This window comes from Corynebacterium kalidii (genome assembly GCF_022869005.1).
Taxonomy (GTDB): domain Bacteria; phylum Actinomycetota; class Actinomycetes; order Mycobacteriales; family Mycobacteriaceae; genus Corynebacterium; species Corynebacterium kalidii.
The window spans coordinates 224,165-241,745 of record NZ_JALIEA010000013.1 but is presented as its reverse complement, the minus strand read 5'-3'; the positions used below and the strand labels follow the sequence as shown (position 1 = coordinate 241,745).

General features: G+C 69.5%; 17 protein-coding genes and 1 tRNA gene. 10 read left to right on the top strand and 8 right to left on the bottom strand.

What is annotated here, in order from left to right:
- Positions 1–163: 163 nt before the first annotated feature.
- Complete coding sequence (gene glxR / locus MUN33_RS09380) at positions 164–847, top strand: CRP-like cAMP-activated global transcriptional regulator GlxR (protein WP_244804650.1); 684 nt, start codon at positions 164–166, stop codon at positions 845–847.
- A gap of 27 nt (positions 848–874) precedes the next feature.
- On the opposite strand, the gene MUN33_RS09375 is transcribed toward glxR, so the two are convergent.
- From MUN33_RS09375 to MUN33_RS09350, 6 genes are all read right to left on the bottom strand, one after another.
- Positions 875–1,846: an EamA family transporter gene (locus tag MUN33_RS09375; protein WP_244804649.1), complete on the bottom strand. Its 972-nt coding sequence runs from the start codon at positions 1,844–1,846 to the stop codon at positions 875–877.
- Positions 1,843–2,436 carry a TetR/AcrR family transcriptional regulator gene (locus tag MUN33_RS09370; protein ID WP_244804648.1) on the bottom strand — a complete coding sequence of 198 codons (594 nt, stop codon included), beginning with the start codon at positions 2,434–2,436 and terminating at the stop codon, positions 1,843–1,845. The genes MUN33_RS09375 and MUN33_RS09370 overlap by 4 nt, the downstream gene beginning before the upstream one ends.
- Before the next feature lie 195 nt (positions 2,437–2,631).
- Positions 2,632–3,456 (bottom strand): MBL fold metallo-hydrolase, encoded by an 825-nt coding sequence (locus MUN33_RS09365; RefSeq protein WP_244804647.1) that lies wholly within the window; start codon positions 3,454–3,456, stop codon positions 2,632–2,634.
- Positions 3,457–3,523: 67 nt separating this feature from the next.
- Positions 3,524–4,009, bottom strand: coding sequence for a RidA family protein (locus MUN33_RS09360; RefSeq protein WP_244804646.1), 486 nt, complete (start codon positions 4,007–4,009; stop codon positions 3,524–3,526).
- Positions 4,010–4,162 (bottom strand): Sp36 family protein, encoded by a 153-nt coding sequence (gene sp36 / locus MUN33_RS09355; RefSeq protein WP_075814027.1) that lies wholly within the window; start codon positions 4,160–4,162, stop codon positions 4,010–4,012.
- Positions 4,163–4,202: 40 nt separating this feature from the next.
- On the bottom strand, positions 4,203–4,607 hold the full coding sequence (locus tag MUN33_RS09350; protein WP_305037383.1) for a WhiB family transcriptional regulator: 405 nt from the start codon (positions 4,605–4,607) through the stop codon (positions 4,203–4,205).
- 532 nt (positions 4,608–5,139) lie between these two features.
- Between MUN33_RS09350 and MUN33_RS09345 the strand changes: the two genes are divergently transcribed.
- The 4 genes from MUN33_RS09345 to MUN33_RS14240 all read left to right on the top strand — a co-directional run bounded on the left by MUN33_RS09345 (position 5,140) and on the right by MUN33_RS14240 (position 9,065).
- On the top strand, positions 5,140–7,308 hold the full coding sequence (locus MUN33_RS09345) for a transglycosylase domain-containing protein (protein ID WP_244804645.1): 2,169 nt from the start codon (positions 5,140–5,142) through the stop codon (positions 7,306–7,308).
- 52 nt (positions 7,309–7,360) lie between these two features.
- Positions 7,361–8,389 (top strand): metallophosphoesterase, encoded by a 1,029-nt coding sequence (locus MUN33_RS09340; protein WP_244804644.1) that lies wholly within the window; start codon positions 7,361–7,363, stop codon positions 8,387–8,389.
- 130 nt (positions 8,390–8,519) lie between these two features.
- A tRNA-Pro gene (locus tag MUN33_RS09335) sits at positions 8,520–8,593 on the top strand.
- 172 nt (positions 8,594–8,765) lie between these two features.
- A complete protein-coding gene (locus tag MUN33_RS14240) occupies positions 8,766–9,065 on the top strand; it encodes a GlsB/YeaQ/YmgE family stress response membrane protein (protein ID WP_244804643.1) in 300 nt (99 codons plus the stop codon).
- Positions 9,066–9,086: 21 nt separating this feature from the next.
- Here MUN33_RS14240 and MUN33_RS09325 read toward each other — a convergent pair whose 3' ends face one another.
- Positions 9,087–9,788 carry a LuxR C-terminal-related transcriptional regulator gene (locus MUN33_RS09325; RefSeq protein ID WP_244804642.1) on the bottom strand — a complete coding sequence of 234 codons (702 nt, stop codon included), beginning with the start codon at positions 9,786–9,788 and terminating at the stop codon, positions 9,087–9,089.
- A gap of 34 nt (positions 9,789–9,822) precedes the next feature.
- Positions 9,823–10,680 carry an aldo/keto reductase gene (locus MUN33_RS09320; RefSeq protein WP_244804641.1) on the bottom strand — a complete coding sequence of 286 codons (858 nt, stop codon included), beginning with the start codon at positions 10,678–10,680 and terminating at the stop codon, positions 9,823–9,825.
- A 221-nt stretch (positions 10,681–10,901) separates the two neighbouring features.
- Between MUN33_RS09320 and MUN33_RS09315 the strand changes: the two genes are divergently transcribed.
- Genes MUN33_RS09315 through MUN33_RS09295 form a run of 5 tightly spaced genes read left to right on the top strand, consistent with a single transcriptional unit; the run spans position 10,902 to position 17,578 of the window.
- On the top strand, positions 10,902–14,063 hold the full coding sequence (locus MUN33_RS09315) for a DUF4040 family protein (RefSeq protein WP_244804640.1): 3,162 nt from the start codon (positions 10,902–10,904) through the stop codon (positions 14,061–14,063).
- On the top strand, positions 14,060–14,488 hold the full coding sequence (locus tag MUN33_RS09310) for a sodium:proton antiporter (protein WP_244804639.1): 429 nt from the start codon (positions 14,060–14,062) through the stop codon (positions 14,486–14,488). Before MUN33_RS09315 ends, MUN33_RS09310 begins: the two co-directional genes overlap by 4 nt.
- Entirely contained in the window at positions 14,488–16,149 is a 1,662-nt protein-coding gene (locus tag MUN33_RS09305) for a monovalent cation/H+ antiporter subunit D family protein (protein WP_244804638.1), read from the top strand. The genes MUN33_RS09310 and MUN33_RS09305 overlap by 1 nt, the downstream gene beginning before the upstream one ends.
- Positions 16,149–17,303 (top strand): Na+/H+ antiporter subunit E, encoded by a 1,155-nt coding sequence (locus MUN33_RS09300; protein ID WP_244804637.1) that lies wholly within the window; start codon positions 16,149–16,151, stop codon positions 17,301–17,303. The genes MUN33_RS09305 and MUN33_RS09300 overlap by 1 nt, the downstream gene beginning before the upstream one ends.
- The gene (locus MUN33_RS09295; RefSeq protein WP_244804636.1) at positions 17,300–17,578 is read left to right on the top strand and encodes a monovalent cation/H+ antiporter complex subunit F; all 279 of its coding nucleotides are present in this window, start codon (positions 17,300–17,302) and stop codon (positions 17,576–17,578) included. The genes MUN33_RS09300 and MUN33_RS09295 overlap by 4 nt, the downstream gene beginning before the upstream one ends.
- Positions 17,579–17,581: the final 3 nt, after the last annotated feature.

Below are 17,581 nucleotides of genomic sequence, written 5' to 3'. Positions count from 1 at the left end.
CCGCGTTCCACAGAACACACCCCCTACGCTGTATTGTGTGGAGTGACCCTTTTCGGGGGCCGGTGTGACCAACCCGTCACCGACGGCCAGGGGCATCGCCAGCACCGCCGACCTGCCACCGAACAGCAGACCAACCGTACCAAGACCAGGAGTCAGACGAGCAATGGGTGAAGTACCTGAGATCCTGTCTCGCGCCGGAATTTTCCAGGGTGTCGAGACCACCGCGGTCAACGCACTCATCGAGCAGTTGGAGTCGGTGACGTTCCCGCGCGGCACGACCATCTTCGACGAGGGTGAACCGGGGGACCGGCTCTACATCATCATCAACGGCAAAGTGAAGCTGGCGAGGCACGCGCCGGACGGTCGGGAGAACCTGCTGACGATCATGGGCCCCTCCGACATGTTCGGTGAGCTGTCCATCTTCGACCCGGGCCCCCGCACGTCCGCGGCCGTCTGCGTCACCGAGGTGACCGCGGCGACGATGGACTCCCAGATGCTGCACGACTGGATCTCCGCCCACCCCGAGATCTCCGAACAGCTGCTGCGCGTGCTCGCCCGTCGTCTGCGCCGGACGAACAACACCCTGGCCGACCTGATCTTCACCGACGTGCCCGGCCGTGTGGCCAAGGCCCTGCTCCAGCTGGCGAACCGCTTCGGCGTCCAGGAGGGCGGCGCGCTGCGTGTCCACCACGACCTGACCCAGGAGGAGATCGCCCAGCTCGTCGGCGCGTCCCGGGAGACCGTGAACAAGGCACTGGCCGAGTTCGCCCACCGCGGGTGGATCCGCCTGGAAGGCAAGTCCGTGCTGATCTCCGACACCGAGCGGCTGGCCAAGCGCGCCCGCTGACGCCGCACCGCCGACGGAGGCTCCGTGTCACGGACGGGACGGGCGACCCACCGGTCCCGGTGCGGCGTCGTCTCGTCCGCCGCGCCGTCCACCACGTCCACCACGACGCATCGGTGACGGCGCCCCGAGGATGACGAGCGACCCACCGATCAGCGCCACACCCGTCCAGCCTGCACCGCTGAGCTGCTCCCCGACCACGAACACCGCGAGCGCGGCGGCGACCGCCGGCTCCAGGAGTGTCACCGTGGTCGCCGTGGACGGTCGCAGCCGGGTGAGCCCGTACCCGAAGAGGACGTAGCCCAGGAACATCGGGATCAACGCCATGTACGCCGCGACCGCCACGTTCTGCACGGAATCCAGGATCGGTGCCCCGGTGACCACCAGGACCGGCAAGAGCAGGACACCGCCCAGCCCGAAGACCGACCCCATCGCCGCGCCACGTCCGACGCCGGCCCCCATCAACCGCGACGCCACCCAGGAGTACACGGCATAGGACGCCCCGGCGAGGAGTCCCAGCAGTAATCCGGGGACCGTCGACCCCGGGCCCTCCGCACCTGTCGGCGCCGTGGCCGTGGATATCAGCACCGCGCCGACGACCCCGACGACCACCGAGGCGAACCAGCGCGCGGACGGGGCCCGCCCGGTCGTCATCCACTCGATGAGCCCGGCGAACAGCGGTGCCGACCCCAACGAGACCACCGTCCCGACCGCCACGCCGGCCAGGTGCATCGAACTGTAGAAGGCGAGTGGGTAGGTGAACACCGCCACCGCACCCGCCACCACCAGACCCCGGTGCCCGAGGAGCTCACGGAAGCGGCGACGCAGCTCGGGAAGGGCCACGACCGCCTGGAGGATCCCGCCGATACCCAGGGCCGCGGCGCCGGCGGCCAGGGGGCCGACACCCGGAGAGAACGTGGCGGCGGTGCCTGTCGTCCCCCACAGCACGGCCGTCGTGGCGATGGCGGCCAGGGCGAGGGGGCTGTTCGACCGCCCGTTCACCCCTGCCCTCCCTCAGGGACGGTGCGGGCGCCGAGGATGACGGCGGCCTGCTCCCGCGCGCGGTGCAGACGGTCGGGCGACCCCTCCAGGCCCGCGCGCGTCACCGCACCTTCGAGCAGGTGGGACAGCATGTCGGCATGGGTCGGCGAGCCCAGCGCGAGGAGGTCCTCGACCTCCTGTTTCTGCCTCCGGACGAGCTGCCGGACCGCGGAGTCCGGCGGGTAGCCCGCGGCGGTGTTGAGCAGGCCACAACCACGGAAGCCCTCGCCCGCGGCCATGGCGTGGTCCAGGTAGGCGTCGAAGACGGCGAGGACGAGGCCAGCCCCGTCCACGGAGCCCTCCCCCTGCGCCGCGGCCACCCGGGCGTCGTAGTAGCCGCGCCAGTCGCGGTGGCGTTGTTCGAGCCAGGCGTGGACCAGGTCGTCCTTCGAGGCGAAGTTGTTGTAGAGGCTCTTGCGGGCGACGTCGGCGTGGTCGGTCACCGCGTCGATGCCGGTGGAGAGTACTCCCCGTGAGTAGAACAGCTCGTCGGCGGCGGCGAGGATCCGCTGTCGTGCCGGGCGGGGACGAGGGGCGGTGTCGTGCGTCATGGGTCTTCTCCGGGCTCCTCGGGTCTCGGTGGGTGGCCACGTCTAGGTAGCCCAGTCTGCCTACTTTGCGGAACGGCGGCAACTACCCGCGCCGTTGTCGGTTTTCAGGGTCCAGAACCACCAACAGGCCGGGCTACCGAGCACCCCGGACCCCCAGGCCCGCCAGCCGTGCCCGCGAAGCTGTAGCTACAACAGCTACAACGCGCCGAGGTGCCGCAACGCCACGCGGGTGGACTGCTTCGCCGAGTCCCGCAGCACCGGGTCGACGTCGATGTAGATCTCGTCGACGATCTGCCCCACCGTGGCGTCCTCCCCCAGCTTCTCCAGGGCCGCGGTGACCTGGCGGAGCCGGTGCTCCCGGCGCTGCAGGTACTTCTCCGCCAGCTCGGCGGTGTCGTCCCGGTCCGGACCATGCCCGGGCAGCAACCGCACCCCGGACCCCCGACGGGCGAGCAACCGCAGGGTCTCCAGGTAGTCACCGAGGTCGCCGGTGGTCTCGGAGATCATCGTGGTGTGCCGTCCGGCGATGGTGTCGCCGGTCAGGATCCCCTCGACGTCGGCGTCGGTATCCCCACCGTCGGTATGCACGGCGAAACAGACGGAGTCGTCGGTGTGGCCCGGGGTGGCCAGGACCTCGATGCTGGGAGTCAGTCCGTCGATGTGCAGGAACTCACCGTCGACAAGAGGCTCTCCGCCAAGGCAGTACCGCTTGTCGAAGGCACGGACAGGGGCGCCGACCAGTTGCCGCAGCCGGGCCGCACCGTCGGCGTGGTCGGGGTGGTGGTGGGTCAGGAGGATCAACGCCACCTCGGCACCCCCCTCGCTGGCCTTCCTCCACAGCACGTTGAGGTGACCTTCATCCTGCGGGCCCGGGTCGACGATCACGCTCGCGGTGTCGCCCGGTGCCCGGATGATCCAGGAGTTCGTGCCTTCCAGGGCCTGGTAGCTGGGGTTGTCGCACAGGACCACGCCGGTGGACGGGGTGACGGGACGCAACTGGCTGTACGCGGGATGCTCCATGACACCGATCCTACGTCGCCCGGCGGGAAACGACAGGCCCGACGGGGGTGCCCCGACGGGCGCGGTGTCACACCACCCGGACGGTCAGCTCGACCTCGACCGGGCTGCCCAACGGCAGTTCGGCGACACCGACGGCGCTGCGCGCGTGTGCCCCGTCCTCACCGAAGATCTCGCCGAGCAGGTCAGAGGCCCCGTTGACCACGGCAGGCTGGCCGCCGAAACCGGGGGCCGACGCCACGAAGCCGACGACCTTGACGATCTGGGCGACGTTGTCGAGGCCCACCAGGTCGTCGATCGCGGCCAGGGCGTTGAGAGTGGCGGTGCGGGCGTAGGAGGCGGCGTCCTCCGGGGAGACGGCGGCCCCCTCACCGGTGTCACCGACCGAGCCGGTGGCTGGCAGAGCGCCGTCGGTGAACGGCAGCTGACCGGAGGTGAAGACCAGGTCCCCGGTCCTCACCGCGGGGACGTAGGCGGCGACGGGCGCCGCGACGGGGGGAAGCGTGATCCCCAGCTCCGCGAGGCAGGCTGAGACGGGGCGGGCTGCGTCGGCCATCTACTTCTCCCGCTTCAGGTAGGCGACGTGCTGCTCCCCCGTGGGGCCGGGGAGCACGGACACGAGTTCCCAGCCGTCCTCACCCCAGTTGTCCAGGATCTGCTTCGTCGCGTGGGTCAGGAGCGGAACGGTGGCGTATTCCCATTGAGTCATGCCGCCGAGTATACAAACGCGCCGGGACCGCCGGGGAGGGTCAGTTCCGGGTGGCCTCGAGCTGGCCGGCGAAGAAGTCCGCCCAGCTCTCCACCTCAGGGTGCTTGCGCAGGAGGGCACGGCGCTGACGCTCGGTCATGCCTCCCCACACGCCGAACTCGACCTCGTTGTCCAGTGCGTCCGCACGGCACTGGAGCACCACCGGGCAGTGGCGGCAGATGGCCACGGCCTTGCGCTGGGCCGCGCCGCGGACGAACAGCTCCTCGGGGTCGATGTTGCGGCAGTGCGCCTGGGTGATCCATTCGCCGCGGTTCGCGAAGGACTCGCGGGTGGTCACCTGGCCGGCCGTCCGGTGCAGGACGCCCTCGCTACCGCTGCGCACCTGGGGGGCGGTGCCGGCGTCGACGCTGGCCTTGGTGTCGGGGTGTCGGAGTGATGCGGTCATGATGTCCTTCCGCTGTACATAGTGGCCGGGGGTTGATGACCTCCGGCTCCGGAGATCGGGACCCCGGAAGCGATCATCAGCAAACTGGATGTAAGTGTATTCACACAGATTTAGAAGTGTCGAATCGCACATGCCGCGAACAACTGTGCGGCACATCACGGGGACCTCGTCGACGGACGTCCCGACGGGCCGCCGGCACCCCGCGGCCCGGCCGGACGGCAGCCGGAGATTTTCCTCACCGTCCTGCACATTCACCGGCGCCCCGCGGGAAATTGGAGCAATCATCCCAGAAAATGTGCTGGTCATCACACCCTCACCGCCCCCGCGAGCATGTTGTGATGTCCGTCACCGATAGCCCGTTCCGGCCCCGCGGACGCCACCGCGTTGTTAAAGGACCCCGCCTCCGCCCCGCCCCGTCCGGCGCCGACGCACCTGTCGGGGACGCCACCGTCGACCACCCCCGTCGACTCCCCCTGCCGACGATCCCGGCGCGGACTCCCCCTCACCGCCGGCATCCGATACCCTTTTCCGTGTGACTTACCTCCGGAACGCGGCCACACTCGTCCTCGCCATCGTCCTGGTCGGCGTGTTGACCGCGTTCGCCGCCGTCCCCCTGGTCGGCGGCATGGGGTTCGCCGTCAACGCCGGCTCCGACACCGTCGACAGCGACCTGGCCGACATCGACGACAACACCTCGCTGCCCGAGGTCAGCACCATCACCGACCGCGACGGGAACAGGCTGGCCACGCTGTACGACCAGCGCCGCTACTCCGTCGGTTCGGACGAGATCTCCGACAACATGAAGCAGGCGATCGTCGCAATCGAGGACCGTCGCTTCTACGAGCACGACGGCGTCGACGTGCGCGGCACACTGCGCGCCCTGGCGGCGAACTTCTCCAGCGGAGCCGTCGAGCAGGGCGCGTCCACCATCAACCAGCAGTACATCAAGAACTACCTGCTGCTGATCGACGCCGCGAACGACGAGGAACGCGCCGCGGCGACCGAAACCTCGGCCACCCGGAAACTGCGCGAGATGAAGATGGCCACGGACCTGGAGAAGCGCTACTCCAAGGACGAGATCCTCACCCGGTACCTCAACCTCATCTCCTTCGGCAACGGCGCCTACGGCATCGAGGCCGCCGCCCGCACCTACTTCTCCACCACCGCCGCCGAACTCACCGTGCCCCAGTCCGCCCTGCTGGCGGGCATGGTGCAGTCCACCACCGCCCACGACCCGTGGATGAACCCGGACAGCGCCAAAGCCCGGCGCGACGCCGTCCTGACCGCCATGGAGTCCACCGGCGCCCTCGGCCCGGAGGAACGCGACCGGTTCATCGCCCAGCCCCTCGGCGTGAACGAGTCCCCCGTGGGGCAGGCGAACGGCTGCATCGGCGCCGACGACGCCGGCTTCTTCTGCGACTACGTCCTGTCCTACCTCGAGGACCACGACCTGGACCGCGACGAGATCGCCCGCGGCGGGTACACCGTGCGCACCACCCTGGACCCGGACGCGCAGGACGCGGCGGTGAACGCGGTGCGTTCCCAGGCCGACAGCGCCACGCCGGGGGTCTCGATGACCTCGAACTTCATCGCCCCCACCGACGACGCCCACGAGGTCGTCGCCATGGCGTCGTCGCGCACCTACGGGCTCGACGCCGACGTCAGCGAGACGGTGCTGCCGGTCACCCACACCTCCGAGGGCAACGGCGCCGGAAGTGTCTTCAAGATCTTCGCCGCCGCCGCGGCCATGGAGAAGGGGATGGGGCTGAACACCAGACTCGACGTCCCGTCCCGGATCGAGGTGGCGGGCATGGGCAGCGGCGGTGCCGCGGGGTGCCCCGCCGACCGGTACTGCGTCGAGAACGCCGGCGACTTCAAGTCCAGCATGAGCCTGCGTGAGGCGCTGGCCACCAGCCCCAACACGCCGTTCGTGGCGATGGCGGAGCAGCTGGGCACCGGACGGATGACCGACATCGCCGTCGACCTCGGGTTGCGCTCCTACGCCGAACCCGGCTCCTACGACGGCGACACCTCCGTCGCCGACTTCGTCAAGGACAGCAACCTCGGCTCCTTCGTCCTGGGCCCGCTGGAGGTCAACCCGCTCGAGCTGGCCAACGTATCCGCCAGCCTGGCCGACCACGGCCGGTGGTGCGAGCCCTCGCCGGTGCTGTCGGTCTCGGACCGCGACGGCGACACCGTCGACCTGGACACCCCGTCGTGCGAACAGGCGCTGTCCCGCGACATCGCGGACGCGCTGGCCAACGGCATGGGCGGGGACGTCCGTGACGGCACCGCGTCGGCGGCCGCCGCCGCGTCCGGCTGGAGCGGGCCGATCTCGGCGAAGACCGGCACCACCGAAACCAGCCTCTCCGCCGCGTTCCTGGGGTTCACCCCCGGACTCGCCGGGGCGACCTACGCCTTCAACGACGGTTCACAGACCTCGCCGCTGTGCACCTCCCCGCTCCGCCAGTGCGGCGCGGGCAACCTGTACGGCGGCAACGAGCCGGCGCGGGCGTTCTTCACCGCGGCGAACTCCCTGGCCGCCAGCTACGGCGGTGCCGGCCTGCCCCGCTACGACCGCAGCTACGACCGGGGTAACCCCGACCGCTACCGCAACGCGACGTTCACCGACGACGCCCCCACGCCCCGGCAGGAGAGCCGTAGCGCCGGGTGGGACATGACCCTCGACGAGTTCGAGTAGCTCCGGGCTGCACGCGTCGTCCACGTCGGGCCCGCCGTTTACACTGGACACGATGAATAACCGACGCAGTCCAGAACAGCAGCCCGTCCCCCACCGCCGCACCGGGGAGGCCGACGCCGGGCACGGCCCGATATCCCGGGTAGCTTCCCGGGTTGCTTCCGGGCTGGTTCCTGGGCTGGTTCCGGGGGCGCTGGCCGCCGTCGGTACCGCGGCGGCCGTCGTTGCCGCCACCGCCGTCGCGGCCGTCGCCGAGACCCGTGCCTTCGTCCTCCACGAGGTGACCGTCCCGGTGCTCGCGCCCGGCACCCTCGGCGACGGGCGCGAGGCGTTCACGATCCTGCACATCTCGGACCTGCACATGCTGGCCGGCCAGCGCGCGAAGCAGGACTGGGTCGCCGGGCTCGACGCCCTCGAACCCGATCTCGTCGTGAACACCGGCGACAACCTCGGCGAGGCCGAGGCGGTCCCCGGGGTGCTGCGCGCCCTGGGCCCGCTGCTCCGGCGGCCCGGGGTGTTCGTCTTCGGCAGCAACGACTACTACGCACCGCACCCGGTGAACCCCGTCAACTACCTGCTGGGGAAGCGCAACAAGCCCAGCGACGTCGAACTGCCGTGGCGCGGTATGCGCGCCGCCTTCGTCGAGCACGGATGGGAGGACGCCACCCACCGGCGCGTGGACTTCGCCACCGGCGGGGTGAAGCTGGCCGTCGGCGGTGTCGACGACCCGCATCTCGACCGGGACGACTACGCGCGGCTCGGCGGTGCACCGAACGTCGAGGCGGACCTGGCGATCGGCCTGTCGCACTCCCCGGAGCCCCGGGTGCTCGACGAGTTCGCCGCGGACGGCTACCAGCTGACGATGTCGGGCCACACCCACGGCGGTCAGCTGTGTCTCCCCGGCGGCCGGGCGATCGTCACCAACTGCGGGATCGACCGGTCGCGGGTGGCCGGGCTGTCCCGCTGGTCCGAACGGATGTGGCTGCACGTGACCAACGGGCTGGGCACGTCGAAGTACGTCCCGTTCCGGACGTTCTGCCGGCCCTCGGCCACCCTGGTCCGGGTCGTCGAACGCCCGGCCTGACAGCAGCTCCGGCCACGCCCCCGGCACCGGCGTGTCCAGCCGTTTTGCCAGCGGGCTCCACATCGGTCTATAGTGCTTACCTGTTGCGACACAGCGATTCCCGACAGGGATGAGGTGTGCCGTTCCAGACCGGGGTATGGCGCAGCTTGGCAGCGCGCTTCGTTCGGGACGAAGAGGTCGTGGGTTCAAATCCCGCTACCCCGACAGCCGGGAGAACACCCTCCGACCTGCACAGGCAGGGCGGAGGGTGTTCTCCGTTTTCCCGTACCCGCTCCGCGGCACCACCCTCAGGGGTGTTTCACAGGGTGCCCTGTTCTCCTACCGTTGGTCCGGTCACATGACCGCAAGACCGACCTCTCACGAACGGAGAACAACAGTGGACTCCACCACACTCATCCTCGCGGCGGAATCGGCTCCCCCGCTGGGCTTCATCGGTTGGATCGTCATCGGCGGGCTCGCCGGCTGGATCGGCTCGAAGATCATGGGCACCGACGCGTCGATGGGGATCATCCTCAACATCGTCGTCGGTGTGGTCGGCGGCTTCCTCGGCGGCTGGCTGCTGACCCTGTTCGGCGTGGACGTCGCCGGAGGCGGCATCTTCTTCAGCTTCCTCACCTGCCTGGTGGGCGCGGTGATCCTGCTCTGGATCGTCGGCCTGGTCACCAGGAAGAGGTAACACCCCTCCTACGCGTGTGCCTCAGCTCCGCTGGGGCGCCCTCCCCCGCGCCGACGGCGGGGTCATCCCGTTCTCCATCCCCCACCGGACGGCCTGCGACCGCCGCTCGACGCCCATCTTCCGGTACGCCGACCGGATGCAGGACTTCAACGAGTTGATGGTGATGTAGCAGCGGTTCGCGATCTCCGCGTTCGTCAGTCCCTGGGTGACCAGTGCGATGATCTCGGCCTCACGCGCCGTGAGCCCCGCGTCCCGACCTGGCCAGAACCCCCGGTCGGACACCGAGTCCACTGAATCCACCCGGTCGTCGGACTCCTCGCGGAAGAAGTCCGCCGTGTCGGACACCCGCACCTCACCGTTCCCGATCGCCTCGAGGTTGCGCACCAGGGCGTCGGCCCCCATCGACTTGTCCAGGTAGCCGCGGCACCCCTTGTCCAGGGCGGTGCGGATGAGGTCGGCCCGCATGTTCCAGGTGTAGATGACGACGTGGCCGGCGTCGCCGTCGCGGAGGACCTCGTCCAGGTCGAGGCCCTCGACCTGGGACCGTCCGAACGTGTCGTAGAGGGTGATGTCCGCGGTCACGTCCGAGACCGACCCGGTCTCCGCCTCCACCATCCTGATCCGGTCCGCGAACGGGCGGAGCATGGACCTGAGGCCCAGGACCACCACCTCGTAGTCGTTGAGGAGACGGAGGTTCAGCGGCCGGGACGGAGGATGGGTCACACACCCACCTTACCGGCCCGGCGGGCGGGACGGCTCAGAATTCCTCGTAGGTCGCCGGGTCCTGGCCCTTCAACCGGCCGTCCGGGGTGCCCAGGGCCGTGATCGCGGTGACCTCGTCGTCGGTGAGCTCCACGGTCAACGACTCCAGGTTCTCCTGCTGGCGCTGACGCCCGGCCGCCTTCGGGATCGCCAACGAGCCCACCGCGCGGTGCCACGCGAGCACGACCTGCCCGGCCGTGGCGCCGTGCGCCCGGGCGGCGTCCTGCACCGGCACGCTGTCCAGGGCGGCCCCGCGGCCCAACGGGCTCCACCCCTGGGTGATGATCCCGTGAGCGGCATTCCACTCCAGCGCGCCCACCTGGGGGAACGCCGGGTGCAGCTCGATCTGGTTGACCTCCGGCAGCTCCCCGGTCTCCTTCTCCAGGACCTCCAGGTGCGCGGGCAGGAAGTTGCACACACCGATGTGCTTGACCAGGCCACGCTCGCGGGCCTCGATGAGCGCGTTCCATGCCTCGACGTAGTGCCCCTGCTTCGGGTTGGGCCAGTGGATCAGGTAGAGGTCGATCGGGCCGATCCCCGACCGGTGGTACGACTCCTCGACCGTGGCGAGGGCGTCGGCGCGTCGGTGGTACCGGCCCGGCAGCTTGCTGGTGTAGATGATCTCCGAGCGGGTCGCGGCACCGCTCTCGACGGCGTCGCGGATGCCGGCGCCGACCGTGCCCTCGTTCTCGTAGTTGTAGGCGGAGTCGATGAGCCGGTACCCCAGCTCGATCGCCCCCGACACGGCCTCCCGGCCGTCGGCACCGCGCAACTTGTAGGTGCCGAAACCGATACCGGGGAGTTCCAGTGGCGGCGGGGTGAATGACGTTACCGATGACGATGTGGGTGACATCCCACCGATGGTAACAACGTCGCGCCGCTGACCTCCACCGCTCTCTACTGCAAAGTGGCGGCCGTACCCACCTGCGACACGCCTGATAAACTTGTCCCGTCGCATGAGACTGCCGGGGCCCTGGCACGGCCCACCGGTGGCCGGGCCCGTACGGGTCCGACACCCGGAGAAACCATGGGGCACCTACCGAATCAGAACAACAGTGAGGTGTTGGTGAGACCGTGACCTTGATCGTCGTTCCCGTGGTGCTGGCCATAGCCCTCGCACTCACCCCGGTCCTGGTCAGAACTCTCGACCGCAACGCCGGCTGGCCCCTGGCCGCGGTGTTCCTCGGCGTCGCCGCCTACGTCGTCGCCCACGCCGGCGACATCCTGGACGGGCAGGACGCCGTCTACTCCGCGACGTGGATCGAGGGGATCATCCCCGGGGTCGACGGATCCGCGGGAAACCTCGAGTTCGCCCTGCGCATGGATTCGCTCGGCCTGTTCTTCACCCTGCTGGCCCTGTTCGTCGGTTCGGCGGTCTTCGCCTACTCCTCGCGGTACCTGCACCGCGGGGAGCATATCATGAACTTCTATGTCCTGATGACCGGGTTCATGGTCTCGGTGGTCCTGCTCTTCCTCGCCGACGACGTCTCCGTGCTGTTCATCGGCTGGGAACTGGTCTCCCTGGCGTCGTTCTTCCTCGTCGCCCGCGCGGGCCACACCGGTGAGCCGGGCGCCGTGCGCACCCTGCTGCTCACCTTCACCGGTGGGCTCAGCCTGCTGGTCGCCCTCGGTATCTCGGTCATGGCGACCGGGACGACGAACCTGTCCGGGATCCTGGCCAGTGACGTGTGGGGCCAGGACGCCTCCCTCACCGCCATCGTCGCCGTCCTCGTCGCGCTCGCCGGCTTCTCCAAGGCCGCCCAGCTGCCGTTCCACATCTGGCTCCCCGAGGCGATGGCGGCCGTCACCCCGGTGTCGGCGTTCCTGCACGCCGCCGCGGTCGTCAAGGCCGGTATCTACCTGCTGCTGCGGTTCTCGGCGGTCTTCTCCGACGTCATGGTGTGGAACCTGATGCTGATCATCTCCGGCATGTGCACCGCGGTGATGGCGGCGGTCTTCGCCTACCAGCAGACCGACCTCAAGCGGTTGACGGCCTACTCCACGGTCTCGCAGCTCGGCTGGATCGTCGCGACGATCGGTATCGGCACACCCTTCGCGCTGGCCGCCGCCGTCGTCCACACCGCCGCCCACGCCATGTTCAAGTCCTCGCTGTTCATGATCATCGGCATCGTCGACCACGAGAACGGGTCCCGGGACATCCGCGAACTCGGTTCCATCTGGCGCCGCATGCCGGCCACGTTCACCGCCGCCCTCGTCGCCGCGGCGAGCATGGCCGGTCTCCCCCCGACCTTCGGCTTCGTGTCGAAGGAGGGCATGCTCGAGGCCTTCACCGAGTCCCCGCTGGTGCCGTCCTGGGAGATCGTGCTGCTGGTCGCCGCCGGGGTCGGTGCCCTGGCGACGTTCCTGTACTCCGCGAAGTACCTGACCGGTGCCTTCATCGACACCGGGTCGGCCGCGGACACCGCCGAGGTGACCCCCGTCGACGAGGTCAAGGAGGTCCCGGTGTCCCTCTGGCTCCCCGCCGCCATCCCCGGGTTCCTGTCCCTGCCCGTGGTCCTGTTCCTCACTGCGCTGGACTCGCCGCTGGACGCGGTGGTGGGATCCATCGGCGCCGGTGAATCCCACTCCCACCTGGGCCTGTGGCACGGGTTCGGCATCCCGCTCTACATCACCCTCGCGGTCATCGTCCTCGGTGTCGTGCTGGTGGCCCTGCGCCACCGCGCCTACACCAACTGGATGGAGGACCACCGGCTGTTCCCCTTCACCGGCAACGAGGTGATCGCCTTCACCCTCCGTATGGCCGCCCGGTGGGGCCGGCTGGTCAGCCGCCTGGGCAACACGCTGAGCCCCAACGCCCACCTTCTCTGGATCTTCGTGATGGTCCTGGTCCTCACCGTCGCCGCGTTCTTCGGGCCGGGAGGCCTGGAGCACCTGGGCGAACTGCCACCGCGGGTCAGCGGCATCGACAGCCTCACCGACATCATCGGCCTGGTCATCATGTTCATGGTGACCATGGCGATCATCTCCACCCGCTCCCGGATGGGCTCGGTCATCCTGGTCGGCGTGGCCGGTGCCGGTGTCTCCTGGATCATGCTGACCCTGGGTGCCCCGGACGTGGCCATGACCAACCTCATGGTGGAGTTCATCGTCACCGTGTTCCTCATGCTGGTCGTCCGTCACCAGCCGCGCCTCTACCTCAAGGAGGGCGAGAACCGCACCAAGTTCGCCGTCACCCTGGCCGCGATCGTCGGCCTCGTCGTGTTCATCGGTGTCTGGCTGCTCATCGGGCGCCACGAGCGCCCGGAGCTCGCCATGTGGTACATCACCGAGTCGCCGGAGGTCTCCGGCGCGAACAACATCGTCGCGGCGATCCTGGTCGAGTTCCGTGCACTGGATACCCTCGGCGAACTCGCCGTCCTCGGTATGGCCGGCATCGTCATCGCCGCCATCGTCTCCTCGGTGCCGAAGTCCCCGGTGCCGGGCTACGGTCCGGGGTCCAGCGCCGAGCTCTTCCGCAAGCCGGGCTCCACCAAGTTCCCGGACGTGCACAAGGTGCCGGAGCTCGCCCCGTTCTACTCGAAGTACCTGCGCAGCACCCACCTCAACTCCATCCTGGGACGTCAGGTCGTCTGGCCGTTCCTCGCCGTGCTCGTGGTGTACTCCGCGGTCACGCTCTACCGCGGCCACCAGGCACCCGGCGGCGGCTTCCTCGCCGCGCTGATGCTCGCCCTCGGACTGGTGTTCTGGTACCTCGTCCAGCCGAACGCGAAGCGCATCGGCGGCGCCGACCTGGGGTACCAGTTCGTCGGCGGCGGTATCGTCCTGGCCCTGGTCACCGGCCTCGTCGGCTTCGCCGAGGGCAGCTTCCTCACCCCGATCCACTTCTACATCGGGTCCGAGCACTTCAGTTCCTCGCTCTTCTTCGACGGCGGGGTCTACCTCGCCGTGATCGGCATCGTCACCATCGTGCTCAACGAGCTCGGTGGCCGGGACCGCCCCGGTTCCGAGGCACACCGGCCGTCCAAGGCCAGCCCGGTCGAACTGGCGCGGCCGGTGGCGGACCGTCCTGAACTGCAGGCGGTGGCGAACTCACAGGTCGCCGTGACCGCCGGCGGGTCCGCCGTGCCGCTGAATCCCTCCGCCGTCGCCGAGGAACAACGCGGCAGGACCGGATCCGGTACCCGAGAACCCGGGGCAGCACCCGACGACGAACACGACAGCACCAACGACAACGACAGCAACAGCGACCAGGGAAAGGACGGTGACCTCCGGTGATCATCGCGGCCATCATCGCCCTCCTTGTCGCAGCCGGCGTCTACATGGTGATGCAGCGTGGCATGGTCCGTGTCATCATCGGCGCCACACTGATGAGTCACGGAGTCAACCTGCTCCTGCTCGCCGCCGGTATCGGCGCGTGGCGTTCGGACGCGCTCGCCGACCGGACGTTCCCCGCGGACTCCGCCGACCCCCTCCCCCAGGCCTTCGTCCTGACCGCGATCGTCATCTCGATGGCGACGACCGCCGTGCTGCTCGCCCTCGCCGCCCTCGGCCGTGACGACGACACCCGCTCCGGCGAGGACGTCCAGCGCGCCCGCCGCGAGTTCCGCGCCCTGGACACCGTGGGCCGACGCTCGGCCCACCGGATCGACGAACACTCAGCCCAGGCACAACGCCGTCGCGACCGAGAGGTGGACTACTGATGAACCCCGACACCCTCGGACCACTGCTCGCACTGTTCGTCGTGGTCCCGCTGATGGCGGCCGGTGTCGCCGCCGCCCTGCCGTGGAGCCTCCCCCGGCGTGCCCTCGGCCTGCTGGTGCCCGCCGCCGGTCTCGTCGGCGGTGTCCTGCTGCTCACCCAGGTGTCCGGCGGTGGCGAGACCACCGTCGTCGCCGACAACGTCGGCTCCTTCACCGGCGGCGTGTCCATCCCCCTGGTGGCGGACACGCTGTCCGCGGTGATGATCGTCGCCACCGCCGTCGTCGCCCTCACCGCGAACTGGTTCGCCGAGGCTGTCGGCGAGTCCCGCGCCCGCTTCTACCCGGCGATGACGCTGATGCTGCTCGCCGGCGTTTGGGGCGCCTTCCTCACCGCCGACCTGTTCAACCTCTTCGTCTTCATCGAGGTCATGCTCATGCCGTCCTTCGGACTGCTGGCCATGACGGGTACCTGGGCACGGCTCGCCGCCGGCCGCACCTTCGTGCTGGTCAACCTGGTCACCTCGCTGTGCCTGCTCTCCGGTGTGGCCCTGGTGTACGCGGTGGTGGGCACGACCAATATGGCCGCCCTCGCCGGTGCCGCGGGTGAACGTGGCGCAGGCGGCTTCGCCGAGGGGGTCTTCGGCACCCAGTGGCAGCTGCTGCTCGCCCTGGGCGTCGTGCTCATCGCCCTGGCGGTCAAGGCCGGTGCGGCACCGGTGCACACCTGGCTGCCCCGCTCCTACGGCTCGACCTCGCCGTCGGTGATGGCCCTGTTCTCGGGTCTGCACACCAAGGTCGGCGTGTACGCCATCCTGCGGGTGTACATGACCGTCTTCGAGGGCGACCAGCGGTGGGCGCTGCCGATCCTGGTCTTCGCCGTGATCGGCATGATGATCGGCGGGTTCGCCGCCCTCGGCGAGACCACCCTGCGTGGGGTGATCGCCTACCAGATGGTCAACGGCATCCCGTTCATCCTGGTGGCGCTGGCGTTCCTCGGCGGCAGCGCCGAGCTGATGCTCTCCGCGGCCATCTTCTACATGCTCCACCACATGATCACCGCCGCGGCGATGATCATGGCCGCCGGTGCCGTGGAGGAGACCTACGGCACCGGACGGCTCCGCCGGCTCTCCGGCCTGATGCGCCGCGACCCGATGATCTCCGTGGTCTTCGCCGCGGCCGCCATGTCGCTGATCGGCTTCCCGCCGTTCTCCGGGCTGTGGGGCAAGCTGATGCTCGTCTTCGCCATGGTCCGGGACTCCGGCCCCATGGTGTGGGTCGGTGTCGGCGCGGTCGTCGTCGCGTCGATCGGCGCGCTGCTCAGCATGCTGCACGTCTGGCGGAAGTGCTTCTGGGGCAAGCCCATGGACAAGCAGGACATGGACCCCAGCCTGGCGGTCAGCGTGCGGCTCACCCTCCCCAGCGCCACGATGATGGTGGTCAGCGTCGGCATGTTCCTCTTCGTCGGCGTGGTCACCCAGGTCACCGGCGACGCGGCCGCGTCGCTGACCGACACCACCGACTACGTCCACTCGGTCATCGGTGACCCGGACGAGGCGGTCGGTGTCGTGCTCCCGTCCGAGCACTACGGGCTGGCGCACACGGACTCCGGTTCAACCCCCGTCGCGACGGACGCGGCGGCCGCCACGGAAGGAGCGCGGTGATGACGCTGAAGCACGTCCTCCACCAGATCGGCCACGGGGCGTCCTACTCGGTGTGGCTCGTGGGCCAGATCGTGAAGGAGTCCACGATCATGGCCTACGACACGTTCACCACCGGTCGCCACATCGCACCGGTGATGGTCTACTACCCGCTGCGGCTCACCCGGGAACGTGACATCGCCGTGTTCATCGCGTCGATCACCATGACCCCCGGCACGCTGGCGTTGGGTGTGACCGGCCCCAAGGAGGTCGACGAGGACGCCGCCGCCGGCAAGCGCAACCTCGACGACGCCGGCTCCGTGGCCACCTCGGAGTTCCGTACCCACGGGCTCACCCGGGTCCAGCGTTTCCTCGCGGTCCACGCCATGTACGGTGCGGACCCGCAGGAACTGCTGCACTCCCTGGCCGTGATGGAGGCCCGGATCTCCCCGTCGGTGCGCAAGCGCAAGATCGAGTTCGACGTGGAGCACCTGGTCGAGCGCGGTGTGCCCGGGCCGCGCGGCTACCGTGGCAACCGCGGTGGCCGTGCCAGCGAAGACGGCGTCTTCGACGTGGAGAAGGTCGACTCGACCCCGCACGCCGCCGCCTTCGTCGCGGCGATCATGCGGCAGGACGACAACCTCGACGTCAACGACCTCGACAACCTGTCCCGGGAACAGCGGGAGAAGATCGCCAAGACCAACGCCCGTAAGGCGGCCGAGGAGAAACGGCGCAGGATCGCGGAGGAGGAGAAGCGCCGTCGCCGCAAGCTCGCCGAGGAGTTCAGTCCCCCCGAGCTCGACCTCGACGACACCGAGCGTGGCCCGGACTCCGAAGACCTCGAGGAAGGCATCGACCCGGCACGCGTCGCACCGTCCGGCGACCGCGGGGTGTCAGCGCTGTCCGAGGCCAACGACGCGGCCCCCGTGTCCGACGGCGCCAAGGCGTCCCGCTCCGGGCGCCGGACCTCGCCGATCGCCTCGCTGGTCAACGCACTCGAGGTTCGGTCGCGTCTGCCGCAACCGGAACTGGACCTCAGTGGCCGGCAGGGACTCCCCGGCACCCCGCTGTCGCGCCTGCGCGGCCGGCACGGGCACCCCCACACCGAGGACCCCACGGACACCGGCAGCACCGGGAGCACCGGCGAGACCGACAAGAGAGAGGACGAGTCGAAGTGACACCGACACAATTCCTGTGGATCTTCGCCGGGGTTGCGGCGGTGCTCATCGTCGCCGCCATGGCCCTGGTGCTGTGGCGGGCGGTGTCGACGCGTAACGACGCCCGCCGCGCCGTGCTGGCCGACATGGTGTTCCTCACCGTCATCGCCGGGTTCCTGGTGTACTGCCTGTTCTACGACTCCGCGATCACCTACGACGTCGTGTTGCTCGCCGGGCTCGGCGGCGCGATCAGCACCATGGCCTTCGCCCGGATCATCACCCGCGGACGCAGGTAGGAG